Raw genomic sequence first — 16916 nt, 5'->3', positions numbered from 1 at the left:
GCGTCATAACAAAGGATGAGTAGTAATGGTTCGCTGCAAACCACCGGTCAAATCCCCCGCGCTGCGCCCTGATGGCGAGTTGCCGATCCTGCGGCTCAAGCCCCTGGCCCAGGCCATCGCCCTGCTGATGGTGGCGGGCAGTGCCCATGGCGCCACGGCCTTCAGTTCCGGCTGGTTCGCCGACAAGGGCGCGTCCCAGGCCGCCACCGCCGCGCGCACCAACGGCCAGGTTCCGGGGATCCCGCCGCTGTCCCAGCAGACCCGCGCCAACCAGCAGTTGCAGCGCTCCCTGAGCAACCTCAATTCCAGCGTTGCCGCCATCGCCGCCCAGCAAGCGGCCCAGGCTGCCGCACGCCAGGCCGCATTCGGCACGGTGAGCACCATTCCCGATGGCCTCGGCGAAGGCGGGCTGAAGGTCGACAACAGCCTGACCCAGGGTTGGCTCAATGCCAAAGGGCCGGTGCAGAGCCAGTCCGGCGGCAAGACCACGGTGACCGTCGAGCAGACCGCCGACAAGGCCATTCTCAACTGGGAGACCTTCAACGTCGGGCGCAACACCACCGTCGACTTCCAGCAGCAGTCCAACTGGGCGCTGTTGAACAAGGTCAACGACCCCAATGGACGGCCCAGCGAAATCCAGGGCCAGATCAAGGGCGCCGGTACGGTGATGATCATGAACCGCAACGGGGTGATCTTCAGCGGCACCAGCCAGGTCAATGTGCGCAACCTGGTGGCGGCCGCAGCCACCATCAGCGACGAGCAGTTCACCCAGCGCGGGCTCTATGTGGACGCCAACGGCACCCAGCCGACCTTCAGCGATGCCCTGGGCAAGGTCCAGGTGCAGCGTGGCGCGCTGATCCAGACCCACCCGGCGGCCACCTCCACCGAATCCGGCGGCTTTGCCTTGCTGCTGGGCTCGGAAGTGGAGAATGCCGGCACCATCGTCACTGCCAAGGGCCAGACCACCCTGGCGGCCGGCGACAGCTTCTACATCCGCCGCGGGGTCGGCACCAGCGGCAACCAGCACTCCACCACCCGGGGCAATGAAGTTGCCACTTCGCTGAAGGCCGGCAGCAGCGCCGGCAAGGTCAGCAACAGCGGCCTGATCATGGCCTCCACGGGCGACATCACCCTCACCGGGCACCAGGTGGCGCAGAACGGCGTGGCCCTGGCCAGCACTTCGGTGGACACCCGCGGCACCATCCATTTGCTCAACTCCGCCAGCGACAGCACCGGCAGCGTGACCCTGGGGCAGGGCAGCACCACCGCAATCCTTCTGGACAGCAGTGGCAGCAGCGCTCTGGACAGCCAGCGCAACAACGGCCTGATCAACCTCGACGGCACCCCGACCAACCTGATCACCGGCCAGTTCAACAACCTCAGCAGCGTGGCCGACCGCAGCGACCAGTCCCGGGTGGAGATCGTCAGCGGCGGCACCGTGGATTTCCAGGACGGCTCCATCACCCTGGCCACCGGTGGCCAGGTGGCGGTCAGTGCCGGGCAGCGCAGCCTGGTGCGCGATGGCGCGGTGATCGATGTGGCCGGCGCCGTCGGGGTCAAGGTGGCGATGGAGTCCAACAACATCAAGATCAACGTCCAGGGCAACGAGCAGCGCGATTCGGCGGGCAACCGCGACAGCGGCCAGTTGATCAACAACGACGTCTGGGTCGACCTGCGCGAGCTGGTGTTCGTCCCGGCGGGCACCAACGGCTACGCCACCGATCGCAGGTACACCGCCGGCGGCCTGCTGGAAGTGGGCGGCTACCTGGGCACCCAGGGCCACAACATCGGCGAGTGGATGGCCCAGGGCGGTACCCTGACCTTCACCGGCAAGGACGTGGTGACCCAGTCCGGCGCCCAGTTGAACCTCTCCGGCGGCACCGTCGATGTGCAGGGCGGCTACATCCAGCAGACCTGGCTCAAAGGCGCCGACGGGCGCTTGTACGAGCTCTCCAGGGCGCCGGGGGACCTGCTCTACACCGGCATCTACAAGGGCTATGTGGACAGCAGCCCGCGCTGGGGCCGCACCGATTACTACTACAACCCGCTGATCGCCCAGCAGCGCCGCTACGAGGCCGGCTACAGCGTGGGCCGCGACGCCGGCAAGCTGGTGATCGGCACCAGCAACGCCGTGCTCGAAGGCCAGCTGGTGAGCGAAGTGTTCAAGGGCGACCGCCAGACCCAGGCGCCGAACATCAACCTGGACGGCTACCAGCAATCGCACAAGGCCGCGGCCCAGCGCGCGCAACTGATCATTGGCAACTACACGCCGATCTACAACAAGGCCAGCGGCACCCTGCGCTACGCCCTGAGCCCCAGCGTGGACAAGGTGCTGATCGAGGCCAACCAGCAGAAGATCGCCGACGGCCTGGACCTCTCCACAGCCCTGCCGGCCAACCGCCAGGGCCAGCTGGTGCTGGACAGCGACCAGCTCAACGGCTTCCAGCTGGGGGCGATCAAGGTCGGCGCCAGGCAGCAGGTCCAGGTCAACGGCGCGCTGAAGGTAGCCGATGGCGGCGACATCACCCTGTTCGGGCCAGAGGTCAAGATCAACGCCAACCTCACCGCCCACGGTGGCAGCATCAACGCCGGCAACGTGCTGAACCAGGTGGATGTGAACCGCAATTTCGTGGTCGGCGATGTGATCCTCGCGCCCACCGGCGGCGCCCAGGCCCGGGTCGATGTGGCCAGCGGGGTCAAGCTGGATGCCAGCGGGCGCTGGAACAACCTGGCCCTGGACCCCTCGGACAGCAGCGGCCTGGCCTTTATCAACGGGGGCAAGGTGTCGCTGCGCAGCAGCGGCGACCTCAACCTGGCCAACGGCACCCTGGTGGATGCCAGCTCCGGCGCCAGCATTGCCTATGACGGCAAGACCAGCGGTGGCAAGGGCGGCGACGTGACCCTGGCGGCCGACGGCAAGCTCGACCTCGATGGCGAGCTGCGCGGGTATGGGGTCAACGGTGGCGGCACCCTGGCCCTGCAGGCCCACAAGGTGCTGATCGGCGCCAAGGACGTCGCCCCGCAAGCCGGAACCCTGCAATTGGCGGGGGACTTCTTCAACAAGGGCTTCGGCGCCTACGACATCACCGGCAACGAAGGGCTGACCGTGGTCGAGGGCGCCCAGGTCGAGGTCAACATGCCGGTCTACCGCTTCGGGGCCCAGGCCAGCAGCAGTGCCACTGGCAGCGACCCGGCCACGGTGCTGGAGCGCTGGTTGCCGCAGCTGTACCAGCAGGATGCAACCAGGGGCGTGCTGACCCAGCGCCGTGGCGCCGGCCTGACCCTGAGCGCCGGCAACCAGTACTCCACGGCCGCCCAGTTGGCCACCACGGCGCTGAGCGTGGGGCAGGGCGCGGTGATCAGTGTCGACCCGGGGCAGGCCATCAACCTGCGCAGCGTCGGCCAGTTGACCCTGAACGGCACGCTCAATGCCTGGGGCGGCAGCGTCAGTCTGGGCGGCCTGACGGTGGCCAGTTCCGAGGCCGCCAATGCCGCCGGTCACGGGCGCTCGATCTGGGTCGGCGAGCAGGCGGTGATTGATGTGGCGGCGCGGGCGGTGAGCGCCGTGGACAACCGTGGCCGCCGTTACGGCCAGGTGCGCAATGGCGGCAAGATCGCCATCGGCGGCGAGATCGACCTGGCCACCGGTATCGCCAAGGCCAGCGACCTGTTTGTGGTGGTGCGCGAGGGTGCGCGTCTCGACGCTTCCGGCGCCCAGGCGGCCCTGGACATTCCCGGCCAGGGCCGGGTGCAGGTGGCCAGCAACGGTGGCAGCATCAGCTTCGCGTCCAACAACGGCCTGTACCTGGACGGCAGCTTCGTCGCCCGGGCCGGAGGCGCTGGCGCTGCAGGGGGCACCTTGTCGCTGGCCCTGGAAAGCCCGTACTACATCAAGAACGCGGTCAGTGACCGGGTGCTCAAGGCCCGGGAACTGGTGCTCAGCCAGACCCACCAGGGCAGTGCGCTGCCCGCGAGCGCCGACGCCGCAGCCGCCAGCCTGGAGTATGGCCACGGCCGCCTCGGGGTGGATCAAGTCACCGCCGGCGGCTTCGACAACCTGGCACTGCTGAGCAACGGCCTGTTGAGCTTCGATGGCGATGTGTCGCTGAACATGGGCCAGAGCCTGCGCCTGTACAGCGGTGCCCTGAACCTCAGCGAAAGCGCCGCGGCCAATAGCCGGGTCGACCTGTCGGCACCCTACCTGCTGCTGGCGGGCATCCTCGCGCCGCTGGAAGCCAAGGACCAGTACGTGCGTCCGGTCTCCACCGGCACGCCGTCGCAACAGGCCACCCAGGCGCAGTTCAATGCCAGCGGCAACCTGATCGATGTGCGTGGCAACGTGGTGTTCGGCAGCAAGGGCACGTTGCGCCAGGCCGACAACAGCCTGCTGAGCGTCGAGCGCCGCGGGTTCGACCATGTGCAACTGACCAGCCAGGGCGACCTGCGCTTTCTCGCCGGGGCCGGGGCCGATGTGATCGCCAAGGGCATCAGCACCCAGTTGCTGACCCAGGGCGACATGACCCTGCGGGCCGCGCAGTTGTACCCGGGTACCGAGGTCGGGGCCCGGGTGATTGCCGGCTACCTCAACGATATTTCCGGCACCAGCATCAACTTCGACCCCACGCGCACCCTGACCATCGGCCGCACCGGCCAGGGCGAGGCGCCTGTGCCGTACTCGGCCTTCGGCCGCTTGCAGCTGGGCGCGGCCAACATCCAGCAGGGCGGGGTAGTCCGTGCGCCCCTGGGGCTGATCGAGATCGGCAACCTGGGCGCGAGCAAGGTCGAGCTGCTGCCCGGCAGCCTGACTTCGGTCAGCGGCAAGGGCCTGGTACTGCCTTACGGCGGCACCGTCGATGGCCAGGTCTACAAGTACAACGGCAAGACCGTGACCTTCCTCGGCCAGGGCGCCCTGGTGAATGAGAACAGCGACCTGAGCGTCGGGGTGATCCTGGGCGGCAAGTCGGTGCAGGTACAGCCCGATGCCACCGTGGACCTGTCCGGTGGTGGCGAACTGCTGGGCGCCGGGTTCATTTCCGGGCGCGGCGGCTCCACCGATGCGCGCTACAGCCCGCTGGTGCAGATCGGCGCCAACGGCAGCTTCATCCTCCCGGGCCTGGGCAGCAACCCGATCTACGCCATAGTGCCCGGGGTGCAGCCGGGCTATGCGCCGGTGGCACCGGAGGGCGGCGCGGTGGACCCGCTGATCGGCCAGCAGATCACCATTGGCGCCGGGGTTCCGGGGCTGGCGGCGGGTACCTACACCCTGATGCCGTCCACCTATGCGCTGATGCCGGGGGCCTTTCGCGTCGAGATCAACGGCCTGGCCGGGCTCGGCACCGAAGGCGCGACCCAGCCGTTGCGCAATGGCTCCTGGTCCACCGCCGGGCGCCTGTCGATTGCCCATACCGGGATCAGCAACAGCGTCGCCAGCCAGTTGATCCTGACCTCGGCCGACACCCTGCGCCGCTATTCCCAGTACAACGAAACCGGCTATGCCCAGTTCGCCCTGGCCGATGCCGCCAAGCTCGGGGTGCCACGGCCGATGCTGCCGGTGGACGCCAAGACCCTGAAGCTGGCCCTGGAGCCGGGGGCCGGTGAGGATGCCTTCTCGTTCAAGGGCATTGGCCGTTTCGATGCCGCTGCGGGGGGCTATGGCGGCACCGTCGCGGTGTTGAACATGGGCAGTGGCAACATCGAAGTGGTGGCGGCCGGCAAGTCGGCCACCCAGGGTTTCAACGGCGTTACCCTGGATGCCGACAGCCTCAACGCCATGGGCGCAGCGCGCCTGATGCTGGGCGGCCTGACGCTGGTCAAGTACGGCCAGGGCGGCAACTACATCACCGTGGCCGAAGGCGTGAACACGCCCAAGGGCTCGATCACCTTGCGCGAGGGCGCCACCCTGGCCGCGCCGGAAGTGTTCCTGGTGAGCAACATCGGCGAGATCGTCCTGGAGCAGGGCGCGTCGATCAATACCCTGGGCCGAGGCAAGGCCAGCTATGACGCCCGTGACGGTTTCACCTACCAGGTGGCCAATATGCTGGCGGTGTCCAACGGCTTGCTCAACGTGATCAGCAAGGCCCAGGCCGGCGGACAGACCAGCGGCGGCATCCGGCTCGGGGTGTGCGCCAGCGCGCCGTGCAGCGGGCAGACCGCACTGTATTCCGATGGCAGCCTCGTTGCCTTGACCGACAACGCCTTCGAGCTGGGCGACCAGGTGCGCTACGGCACCCGCCACCTGAACCTGGGCCTGAACAACATCAACGTCGGCAGCCCGGAGGCGCTGGCGGCAGCGGCGGCGGGCAATCGCCTGCCCAGCGGCATGACCCTGACCCAGCAACTGCTCGACCGCCTGCTGCGCGGCGATACCCAGTTCGGCGCCCCGGCCCTGGAGACCTTGCAGCTCTCGGCCCGGGACGGCTTCAACTTCTACGGCAGCGCCAGCCTGGACACCTACGACCCGGCGACCGGCAAGTCGCTGCTGAGCAACCTGATGCTCTCCACCCCGGCGATCTACGGTGCCGGGGGCGCCAATGATGTGGCCAGCATCCACACCGCCAACCTGATCTGGCAGGGCTCCGAGACCCCGGCAGGCGCGGTGGTGGCCGGCGGTGCCGGAACCGGCAGCGGCCGCCTGCAAATCAATGCCGAACGCATCGAGTTCGGCTACGGGGCCTTTGCCCAGCCCAGCACCACCAAGAGTTTCGACCGCCTGGCCCTGGGTTTTGCCAACGTCGACCTCAATGCCAGCCAGCGCATTACCGCCAACCACAAGGGCAGCCTGTCGGTCTACCAGAGCCAGGGCGCCTTCGATCCGCTCAAGGGGTTTGCCTACAGCGGCGGCAACCTGAATATCCTCACCCCACTGATGACCGGCGAGGCCGGCTCGGTGAACCGCATCACCGCTGGCGGCGCCATGGATATCGGCGCCTCGGCCGGCCCTCGTGGCCAGGCCAATGGCCAGGGCGCGGAACTGTCTCTGCAGGGCGACAGCATCCGCCTGGCCAGTGCCGTGGTGCTGCCCAGCGGCAAGGTGACCCTGGGGGCCCGGGGTGATGTCAGCCTGACCGATGCGGCGCTGATCGATGTGGCTGGCCGCACCATCGCCTTCAATGACCTGAGCAAATACGGCGCCGGCGGCGAAGTGCTGCTGCAGAGCGCTACCGGCAATGTGCTGCAGGCCACGGGCTCGACCATCGACATTTCGGCCACCCACAACCAGGCCGGCAAGCTGCGGGCGGTGGCGCTGGACAGTGCGGCCGGGCGGGTAGACCTGGCGGGCAAGGTCCTTGGCGGCAGCAGCGGCTACTACGATGCCGGCGGCACCTTGGTGCCGTTCCTCGGCGCCACGGTGGAAATCCAGGCCCAGCACCTGGGCAGCAGCGGCACCCTGGACGAGCAGTTCGCCGCCCTCAACCAGCGCCTGAACCAGGGCCAGGTCTTTGGCGCACGCAGCTTCCAGCTCAAGCAGGGCGACCTGACCATCGGCGACGGGGTCAGGGCCAGCACCGTCAACGTCTCGGTGGACAACGGCAGCCTGCGGGTTACCGGGCGAGTGGACGCCAGCGGCGAACGGGTCGGCAGTATCAACCTGGCGGCCGGCAAGGGCCTGACCCTGGACGGCAGCGCGGTGCTCGACGCCCACGGCAGCAAGCTGCGGGTGGACAGCTACGGCAAGATCATCGACTCACCGAACCGCGCCAGCGTGGTGCTCAGCTCGGGCCAGGGCCGCCTGACCTTGGCCGACGGTGCGCGCATCGACCTGCGCCACGGCACCGACGTGGCTGTGGGCAGCGCGGCGGGGCAGAACGACGGTCGCAGCCGCGGCACCCTGGAGCTGAACGCGCCGCGCCTCGTCCAGGCGGACCAGAGCAGCAACGACATCGACATCGATGCCCGCGGCCCGCTGGATATCCAGGGCGCGCGCTCGATTGCGGTCAACGGCATGCTCCGCTACGACGATGCTCCGGAAAAAACCGACGCCACCGCCAGCGGCCGCCCTTACCAGGAAATCACCCAGGCCTACCTGGATGCCAAGCATGCCCAGAGCACGGCCTTTATCAACGCGGCCCTGCAAAACAGCGACCTGCTGCAGAAAAAGCTGGCCGGCCTGAACAACGCCGGCTATGCCGACGCCTTCCATCTGCGGCCCGGGGTCGAGATCGTCAGCAAGAGCGCAGACGGCGACCTGGTGGTGCAGGGCGACCTGGACCTGTCGGGCTATCGCTATGCCAGCCTCAACCCCCACAGCCAGAAGACCTCGGTCTACGGTTCCGGCGAGGTCGGCAGCCTGACCCTGCGCGCCGGGGGCGACCTGAATGTCTATGGCAGCATCAACGACGGCTTCGCGCCGCCGCCTGCCACCGTGGACGACAAGGGCTGGGTGCTGCTGCCGGGCGTGGACTTCACCGGCGGCACTATCATCGTGCCGGGCAACGGCGTGACCATCGCCGACGGCACCGCCTTCCCGGCGGGCAGCACCCTCAACTACGACCTGCCGATCAAGGGGCTGACCGTGGCCGCGGGCACGCGCCTGCCGGTCACGGCGACCCTGGACCAGACCCTGGTACTGCCGGCGGGTACGGTACTGGCGGCGGCGATTCGCGATGCCTCGGGCAACCTGCTGTTCGCCGCCGGCACCCTGCTCGGCGAGCCCCGGACCCTGGTCGCCGGCACCCGTCTGGAGGCCGGGACGCTGTTGACCCAGGGCACCCAGCTGCGGTCCATGACCTGGCCCAAGGGCGTGCCGCTGCCGCAAGTACACCTGGCCAATGTGAACAACAACATCGTCATGCTCGACGGCAGTAAGGCCCTGCCCAAGGGCGGCCTGATCCCGGCCGGCACCAACGTCAAGCTGCCGAGCGGCGTCGACTCGGTGCAGTTGCGGCCCGAAGACGTCGGGCGCCAGGGCAAGCTCTGGGCCATTGCGCCGATGCTTGCCGAAGGCTCGCAATCCTGGTCCCTGCGCCTGGTGGCCGGGGCCGATACCAGCGCAGCCGACAGCCGCATCGTGCAGGCCAACCCACGCAGCGGTGACTTGCATCTGGCGGACAGCCATTACGGGATGTTCGCCAAGGAACTGCCCAGCCAGGTGGTGCGGACCTGGACCCAGGTGGCGGTGGATGACCTGGCCGGCGTAGGGATAGTGGTCAAGGCCGGTGATCCGATCGACGAACAACTGCTGGTGGATCTGGGGCAGACCTCGATCGAGCAGTTCTGTGCCGACAGCCCGGCCTATTGCGCGATCAAGGCCAGCTACGCCTGGACCCAGCTGGCGGTGGACGAGCTGGCGGGCGCCGGGGTGGTGGTCAAGGCCGGCGATCCGATCGATGAGCAACTCCTGCTGGACCTGGGGCAGTCGTCCGTCGCGGCCTTCTGTGAAGAGTCGCCCGCCTTCTGCATGGCTCTGGACAGCAAGACCTATGGCGCAACGCCGTCCAGCAGCCGCTTCAGCGTGATCCGCACCGGCACCGGCGACCTTGAACTGCTCAGCGCCGGCAACCTGAGCATGGACTCGCTGTACGGGGTCTACACCGCCGGTACTTCCTCCACGGCGACGACGGCCGGCGATCCCTACAACCAGCCACGGGCCCTGGGAACGGGAGCCACGGTGCTCAATGACCCGGGCAGTTACTTCGAGCAGTTCGTCAATGGCAGCGGCACCAGCCTGTACCGCGCCTGGTACCCGGAGGCGGGGGGCAACCTGCGGGTCAGTGCCGGTGGCGACCTGACCGGCAATATCAGCAGTACCGCCAACGACAGCCGTGCCTGGCCCAACCCCAAGGACAACGGCCAGGACTCCGCCGAAGTGGGCAACTGGCTGTGGCGCCAGGGCAGCGGCGATGTCGCCACCGGCGGTTCGGCGCAACCCGGTGCCTGGTGGATCAACTTCGGCACCTATGCGGCCAACGGCAGCGCCGACCGGATGCTGGGCTTTACCGGGTTCGGCACCCTGGGCGGCGGCAACCTGGAGCTGAATGTCGGCGGTGACGCGGGCATCCTCCAGCGCCTGACGGACAGCGCCGGCGCCTCCACCGTGGCGCCCCGCAGCCAGGGGCTGGTGCTGGCCGTGGGCAGTACCGGCCGGGTCGCCAGCGATGGCAGCCTGCAACTGACCGGTGGTGGCGACCTGCGGGTGAACATTGCGGGCGCCTTGAACCCGGCCAGCAACCTGGTTATCGAGCATCGCAACGGGGTCGTGGTCAACCTGCGTGGCAGCAGCCATTTGCAGAGTGCCTCCCTGGGCAGCATCGACCTGCACTATGGCGGCACCGCCGTTGACCACAACCCCAGCGAAGCCCGGGCCTTCGACCCGTTGCGCGCCACCCGTGGCCTGGCCCAGGGCGGCCTGACCCTGGTGCCCGGCGATGCCACCTTCAACCTGCAGAGCCGCGGCGACCTGGTGGTGCAGAACGTCGAGGACCCGGGCCGGGTCCGCCAGTTCAACACCGCGCTCTTCAGCCGTGGCAGCCAGCAAGGCAGCGGCCGGAGCTGGTTCACCCTGTGGACCGAGCGTACCGCCATCGACCTGATGTCCCTGGGCGGCAACCTGACCCCGCTCACCAGCCCTGGCAGCACCGATCTGGCGGTGGTCTATCCGTCGATCCTCAGGGCCGTGGCAGCCAGCGGCAGCCTTTACTATGGCAAGGCCGCCAGCGCGCAAGTCGGCGACCTCAACTACCGGGTGCCGCTGTTCCTGGCGCCGGGCGCCGCAGGGCAGTTGCAATTCCTGGCCCAAGACTCGATCTACGCGGGCGGTTTCACCGTCAGCCAGTCGGGCGCCGCGGCCGCTTCGGTGGCCACGCCCTGGCGTCCGGCATTTGTCGGCAGCATCGAGGGTGAGGTGGTGGCCAGCAACCTGTCGGTCAACGGCAACCCGGTCATCGGCTCGATCCTGCCGTTGTTCGCCTTCGGTTCCGGCAGCGTCTCCGGGCTGGTTGCCGGCCCGGCCGATCCGGCGCGTTTCTATGCGGTGAACGGCGACCTGATGGGGGTCAACAGCGGCCGGATCATCACCTTCGGCCAGGCGGCCTCCCAGTTGCACTCGGGGCAGACCTGGTACGAGGGCAGCCGCCCGGTGTGGATGATGGCCGGGCGCGATATCGTCAGCAGTGGCCGGACCTTCGGCGTCGAGGACCCGGTCAATGGCTCGACCTCCCAGGGCAACCTGTTCGTGCACAACAACCCCAGCGACATCTCCGTCGTCAGTGCCGGGCGCGACATCCTCTACAGCAGCTTCAACGTCGCCGGCCCCGGCACCCTGGAACTGACCGCGGGGCGCAACATCCTCATGGAGGACAAGGTCAGCGTCACCAGCATCGGCGCCGTGGCGCCGGGGGACCGCCGGCCTGGGGCGAGCATCGTGATGCAGGCCGGGTTCGGCCCCAACGGCCCGGACTACCGGCGCTTCGTCGAGGCTTACCTGGACCCGGCCAACCTCGCCCAGCCGGGCGAAAGCCTGTCGGGCGCCCGGGTGGCCAAGACCTACGAGGGCGAACTGCTGGACTGGCTGGCCGAGCGCTTCGGCTTTGTCGGCGACAGCGCCCAGGCCCGGGCCTATTACGCGGCCCTGCCCGCGGAACAACAGCGGGTGTTTGCCCGGAATGTGTATTTTGCCGAGCTCAAGGCCGCCGGCCGCGAGTACACCGAGGAAGGCGGCATGCGCCAGGGCAGCTATGCCCGTGGCCGTGCGGCGATTGCCGGGCTGTTCCCGAGCACCGACGTGGCGGGCAACCCGATCACCTACCAGGGCGATATCACCCTGTTCGGCGGTGCCGGGGTGCACACCGACTTTGGCGGCAACATCCAGATGCTGACCCCCGGCGGCAACCAGACCTTCGGCATCGAAGGCACGGCGCCACCGGCCTCGGCGGGGATCATCACCCAGGGCGCGGGGGACATCCAACTGTACTCCCTGGGCAGCATCCTGCTGGGCCAGAGCCGGATCATGACCACCTTCGGCGGCTCGATCATGGGCTGGTCGGCGGCGGGCGACATCAACGCCGGCCGCGGTTCCAAGACCACCGTGGTCTATACACCGCCCAAGCGGGTCTACGACAACTGGGGCAACGTCAGCCTGTCGCCGTCGGTGCCCAGCACCGGGGCGGGGATCGCCACTCTCAACCCGATACCGGAAGTGGCGGCCGGCGACATCGACCTGATCGCGCCCCTGGGCACCATCGATGCCGGCGAGGCGGGGATCCGGGTCTCGGGCAACGTCAACATCGCCGCTTTGCGGGTGGTCAACGCGGCGAACATCCAGACCCAGGGCAAGTCCAGCGGGGTGCCGGTCACGGCGGCGGTCAACACCGGCGCCATGACCTCGGCCAGCGCCGCCGGCTCCGCCGCGTCCCAGGCCGCGGAAGATGCCGCCCGCAACCAGCAGGCGGCGGCCAAGCAGGGCCGGGCGTCCATCGTCACCGTGGAAGTGCTGGGCTTTGGTAGCGAACCGGTGCAACGCCCCCGTGAAGACGCCAGCCGCGCCCCGGGCTACAACCCCGACAGCCCGGTGCAGGTGCTGGGCGCCGGGCCCTTGAGCGACCAGGCCCGGGCGCGCCTGACCGATGAGGAGCGCGGGCAACTGACGCTGTAGGTTCTCTCGTGGTAGCAAGGCTTGGGGGGCGATCGTCGATCGCCCCCTTTTTTTTGGGGAGCAGGGGAGGTGCTATTCCAGGAAGGAATGCAATGAATAAAAACAATGAATTTTAATTATCAAACCGCATGGCCTAGCCTGTCCCGATCCTTTGAATGGAGCCCTGCCATGACCTCATCTTCGGTAAACCCGGCTGAAAAATTCGACCGCTCGCGGGCCGACGAATACGCCCGCCAGAGCCGTATCGCCCTGGCGGGCTACGACGCCTGCCATGACCTTGCCGCCTGCATGTTGGCGGCCAGCCTGGGCGAGGGGCGTGCGGCCCACATCCTGGCCGTGGGGGCCGGTGGCACGGCCCAGGAGATTATCGCCATGGCTTCCCTGGAACCGGGCTGGCGCTTTACCGCTGTAGACCCCTCGGCACCGATGCTGGAGACAGCGCGCCAGCAGTTGCAGGCGCAGGGTTTGCTGGAGAGGACCGAAGTGCGTCTGGCCACGGTGGACGAACTGGCGGCGGACGAACCCTTCGACGGGGCCACGCTGATCGGCGTGCTGCACCATCTGCCCGGTGATGAAGCCAAGCGGCAATTGCTGCGGGCCATCGCCCGGCGCCTCAAACCCGGCGCGCCGCTGATCGTCGCCGGCAATCATTACGCCTACGCCAGCCAGCCCCTGCTGCTGGCGGCCTGGGGGCAACGCTGGCGCCAGCAGGGCGCGACGGCGGATGAGGTACACGCCAAGCTGGGGAAAATCCTTCAGGGCGCCGACCCGCCCCATTCCGAGGCGGCGGTGCAACGGTTGCTCGAAGAGGGCGGTTTCAGCGCGGGAACACGTTTCTTCAGCAGCCTGTTCTGGGGCGCCTGGCTGAGCCGCAAGAGTCGCTGAGGGGCCGCTCGAACAGCGTAGCTCGGAGCCTGGCACGCCTTCAGGCCGGCAAGTTCCACAAGGTCATCACTCATGGAGTGTCGCCGCATGCCGGGCCAGCCCGCGAGGCCGGTATCGCCTTTGAGCATCTGCTGTGCATGAGCAATGTGCCGCCACTGGCGGCCTCGCCCCCCTGTCGGGCAGCCCAGGCGCAGATTGCCGCGCGCCTGGGCATCAATGATCACGCGCCGGTCCTGCTCCTGGCCTGTTCCAGGTTGGCCGCGCCCAGCCAGTAGAACAGCCCGCCGGCGACTATGAACGCTCCCAGCATGTAGAAGATCCAGTGCGCCGGGTGGCTGGCCAGGAGCATGCCGCAGAGTATCGGGCCCAGGGCGCCGCCGAGGTTGGAGAGGTTCTGCGCGCCGTAATACAGGCCTCGCAGGTGTTCGGGGGCGATCAGGTCGATGAACATGTACTCGGCGGGAAACACGATGATTTCCCCCAGGGTGAACACCACCATCGACAGCACCCACAGCGCCAGGCTGGTGGCCAGGCCGAAGCCGCTGACCCCCAGCAGGAACAGGCCCAGCCCCAGTGCCAGCCAGCGGCTCAGGTGGCGCTGGGTAATCCTGCGGCCGATGGCGTATTGCAGGGCGATCACCAGCAGCGCATTGGTCGCCACCAAGGTGCTGATGATGCGGTAGGTGGCCTCGGCCGAGGTGGTGACCACCAGGTACTGCGACAGGTACGCCGAGAACTGGCCAAAGACCACGGCGCTGAGCAGGCCGCCCAGGGTGAAGCACACCAGGCGGTAATCCCGTAGCAGCTGTTTGCCCAGGGCCGCGAAGGATAGCGGCGCTGGTGTCGGGCCGGCGGCGCTCAGCTGTCTGTCGCCCCAGCGCATATGGATCGCCAGGAACCCGGCGCCCAGGGCGGCGGAGATCAGGAACGGCAGGCTGATGTCCAGGCGCGCCAGCCCGGCGCCGAGGAACGGGCCCACGGCGTAGCCGATATTGGTCAGGGTGTATTTGATCGAGAAGGCTTCGCTGCGCTGTTCCACCGACAGGCGCTGGGCAAAGCCGGCCTTGATCGCGATGTCGATCACCGCATAGGCCAGGTTGACCAGCACCAGGCACAGGTAGAACAGCCACAGCTGGCGGGCACTGAAGGCGCCGATGAAGCCCAGGGTGAACAGCGCGCAGCAGGCCAGGATCAGCCGGTAGCTGGGCGTGCGGTCCACCAGGAAACCACCGTAGAGGCTCAGCAGCGAGCCGAGGATCATGCTGCTGCCGATCACCAGCCCGATGTCGCTCACTTGCAGGCCGAAAGCACTGCTCAAGTAGATCACCAGGTAGGGCAGGGTGATTGCCCGGGCCAGGGTCAGCACCAGGGTGCCGGCCAGCAGCAGGTTGATTGCTTTCGGGTAGCTTTTCAGGGTGCGCAGCATCCGTGCCTCATCGGTCTGTAACGGCGTTTTTGAGAATGGCAGCCAGCTTACTGGGGAATCTGGTTCTGTTTTATGATGTTTTTTACCCAGTGAATGGAATCAGATTCATGAATAAGAGGCGCCGATGTTTTCTTCCGAACGCTTGAAGGGGATCGATGTATTTGTCTGCGTGGCCGACTGCGGCAGCTTCAAGGCCGCCGCCGAACGGCTCAACCTTACGGCTTCCGCCGTCAGCAAGGCCATCGCCCGGCTGGAAGGGCGCCTGCAGGCGCGGCTGTTCCAGCGCACCACCCGCAGCCTGGCGCTGACCGACGCGGGCACGGCCTTCTACCGCACCTGCAGCGGGGTGCTGGCAGACCTGGAAGAGGCCGAGCTGGCGCTGAACGCGGAAAATTCCGAGCTGCGGGGGCGGGTGCGCATCGACCTGCCCGGGACCTTCGGCCGCTCCCAGGTGCTGGGCGCCGTCCTGCGCTTTGCCCGGGAGCATCCGGGCTTGCAGCCGCACATCACCTTTTCCGATCCCGGTGTCGAGCCGCTTGAAGCCGGTGCGGACATCGCCGTGCGCCTTGGCGGCTCGGGGCAGTGGCCGGCGGCGCTGGGGCACCGCTGCCTGGGCCGCGAATGGCACCTGTTCTGCGCCTCGCCCGACTACCTGCGCAGCCATGGCGTGCCGCTGACCGACCAGGACCTTGAGCGCCATCAGTGCATTGCCTATGGCTGGGTGGATGGCCGGGTCAGCCCCTGGAGCTTCGCCAGCGGCCGCCCGGGCGAGAGTGAGCGCCGGGTGATGTCCGCCAGTTGCGTGGTGGGCGATGGCGAGGGGCTGTTGATGGCGGTGCAGCAAGGCTACGGCATTGCGCAATTGCCTTCCTGGCTGGTCAAGCGCCAGTTGGAGGACGGAAGTCTGGTGGAGGTGCTGCCGCAATGGGCCAGCGAAGGGCAGGCGATCCATCTGCTGTGGCTGAAAAGCCGGCAGGGGTTGCCCAAGGTCAGTGCATTGCTGGAGATGCTGGAACGGAATCTGCGGGGATAACGATGAGAAAAAATGGCAGGGGCGGCTGGATTCGAACCAACGCATGGCAGGATCAAAACCTGCTGCCTTACCGCTTGGCGACGCCCCTGTAGCTGTTGCGACGTTACTTGCCTGAACTGCCGGCCCGGGGAGGGCCGCTGCAAGAACGGGCGCAAATTTATCAACTTATCGGCGGGCTGGGAAGCCCCCTGGTGAAAAAAATGAGTTTGAAAACAGCTGCTTAGTCTTTTTCAGGGCGATTTTATCCGTCCCGGGGTTCAAGGGACCAGGTAGCCGGGCTGTGAATCCTTCAGCGGCCGGGCCATGTCCAGTGCGCGGCGGATGGCCCGCAACTCCGCCCCTTCAAGGGCGCGCCGGCCAAATTGATAGTCGTCGCCCCCCGGGCCCAGGTGCACCGAAAGCAGCCCGAACAGCTGCTCGCCCACTGCTTCGATGAACATTTCCATATAGCTTTCGTAACGGCCGTAGGCGCACAGGTAGATCAGCCCCTGGACCTCGGCGCGCTCGCACTCGTGAATGTCATCCCAGGTCAGGCAACTGCCCTGTTCGCCACTGATCAGCGGCAGGTGCCAGGCGTTCGGTGCGAGCGGTTGGGCGCGCAGGGCCTCCGGTAGCGGCTGGCAGGACAGCACCTGGAAGCGGTACCTGAGCCTGCCGTGGTGGTTGGCATGCCGTGGCGCGGGCGGCTCGGCGGCCGGGCCGGTGATCCGCACGTGCAGCAGGTGGCTCAGGGCGATTTCCGAGGGTTGCTCGTTCCAGCCATTGAGGTCCGCCAGCGGCGGGCACCAGATCAGTTGCAGGGTTTCACCGAGCACGATGCCGTCCTGGCGTTGGAAGAAGGCCGAGCTTTGCTCGCCCACCACTGGCAGCAGGTCGCGCAGCTGCAAGGTCGGCGCGCCGTAGTCGATGCCAAGGTCGGTGGACCAGAACAGGGGGGTGCAGGTTCTCAGGGGTGCCGGCATGGACGCGAGCCTGTGATGGGG

The 16916-nt window shown here is 67.7% G+C and carries 5 protein-coding genes and 1 tRNA gene; 3 read left to right on the top strand and 3 right to left on the bottom strand.

Annotated features, from left to right (window positions below):
* Positions 1-25: 25 nt before the first annotated feature.
* Complete coding sequence (locus M2395_RS07115; RefSeq protein ID WP_123430869.1) at positions 26-12589, top strand: filamentous haemagglutinin family protein; 12564 nt, start codon at positions 26-28, stop codon at positions 12587-12589.
* A 168-nt stretch (positions 12590-12757) separates the two neighbouring features.
* The gene (locus tag M2395_RS07110; protein WP_123430868.1) at positions 12758-13474 is read left to right on the top strand and encodes a class I SAM-dependent methyltransferase; all 717 of its coding nucleotides are present in this window, start codon (positions 12758-12760) and stop codon (positions 13472-13474) included.
* Positions 13475-13694: 220 nt separating this feature from the next.
* On the opposite strand, the gene M2395_RS07105 is transcribed toward M2395_RS07110, so the two are convergent.
* A complete protein-coding gene (locus M2395_RS07105; protein ID WP_072442043.1) occupies positions 13695-14900 on the bottom strand; it encodes an MFS transporter in 1206 nt (401 codons plus the stop codon).
* Positions 14901-15024: 124 nt separating this feature from the next.
* On the opposite strand from M2395_RS07105, the gene M2395_RS07100 reads away from it, so the two are divergent.
* Positions 15025-15933, top strand: a complete 909-nt coding sequence (locus M2395_RS07100) for a LysR family transcriptional regulator (protein ID WP_123430867.1) — start codon at positions 15025-15027, stop codon at positions 15931-15933.
* A gap of 13 nt (positions 15934-15946) precedes the next feature.
* Here the strand turns inward: M2395_RS07100 and M2395_RS07095 are convergent.
* Positions 15947-16021, bottom strand: a tRNA-Gln gene (locus M2395_RS07095).
* A gap of 169 nt (positions 16022-16190) precedes the next feature.
* Positions 16191-16895 carry a hypothetical protein gene (locus M2395_RS07090; RefSeq protein ID WP_123430866.1) on the bottom strand — a complete coding sequence of 235 codons (705 nt, stop codon included), beginning with the start codon at positions 16893-16895 and terminating at the stop codon, positions 16191-16193.
* Between the last annotated feature and the right edge of the window lie 21 nt (positions 16896-16916).

The sequence above is a fragment of the Pseudomonas sp. BIGb0176 genome (assembly GCF_024810175.1).
GTDB classification, from domain to species: domain Bacteria; phylum Pseudomonadota; class Gammaproteobacteria; order Pseudomonadales; family Pseudomonadaceae; genus Aquipseudomonas; species Aquipseudomonas protegens.
This window is presented reverse-complemented; position numbering and strand designations above follow the sequence as displayed.

Coding starts and splice junctions, on each gene's coding strand:
- M2395_RS07090 (WP_123430866.1), bottom strand. CDS start 16,895: ATGCCGGCACCCCTGAGAACCTGCACCCCCCTGTTCTGGTCCACCGAC.
- M2395_RS07110 (WP_123430868.1), top strand. CDS start 12,758: ATGACCTCATCTTCGGTAAACCCGGCTGAAAAATTCGACCGCTCGCGG.
- M2395_RS07105 (WP_072442043.1), bottom strand. CDS start 14,900: ATGCTGCGCACCCTGAAAAGCTACCCGAAAGCAATCAACCTGCTGCTG.
- M2395_RS07100 (WP_123430867.1), top strand. CDS start 15,025: ATGTTTTCTTCCGAACGCTTGAAGGGGATCGATGTATTTGTCTGCGTG.
- M2395_RS07115 (WP_123430869.1), top strand. CDS start 26: ATGGTTCGCTGCAAACCACCGGTCAAATCCCCCGCGCTGCGCCCTGAT.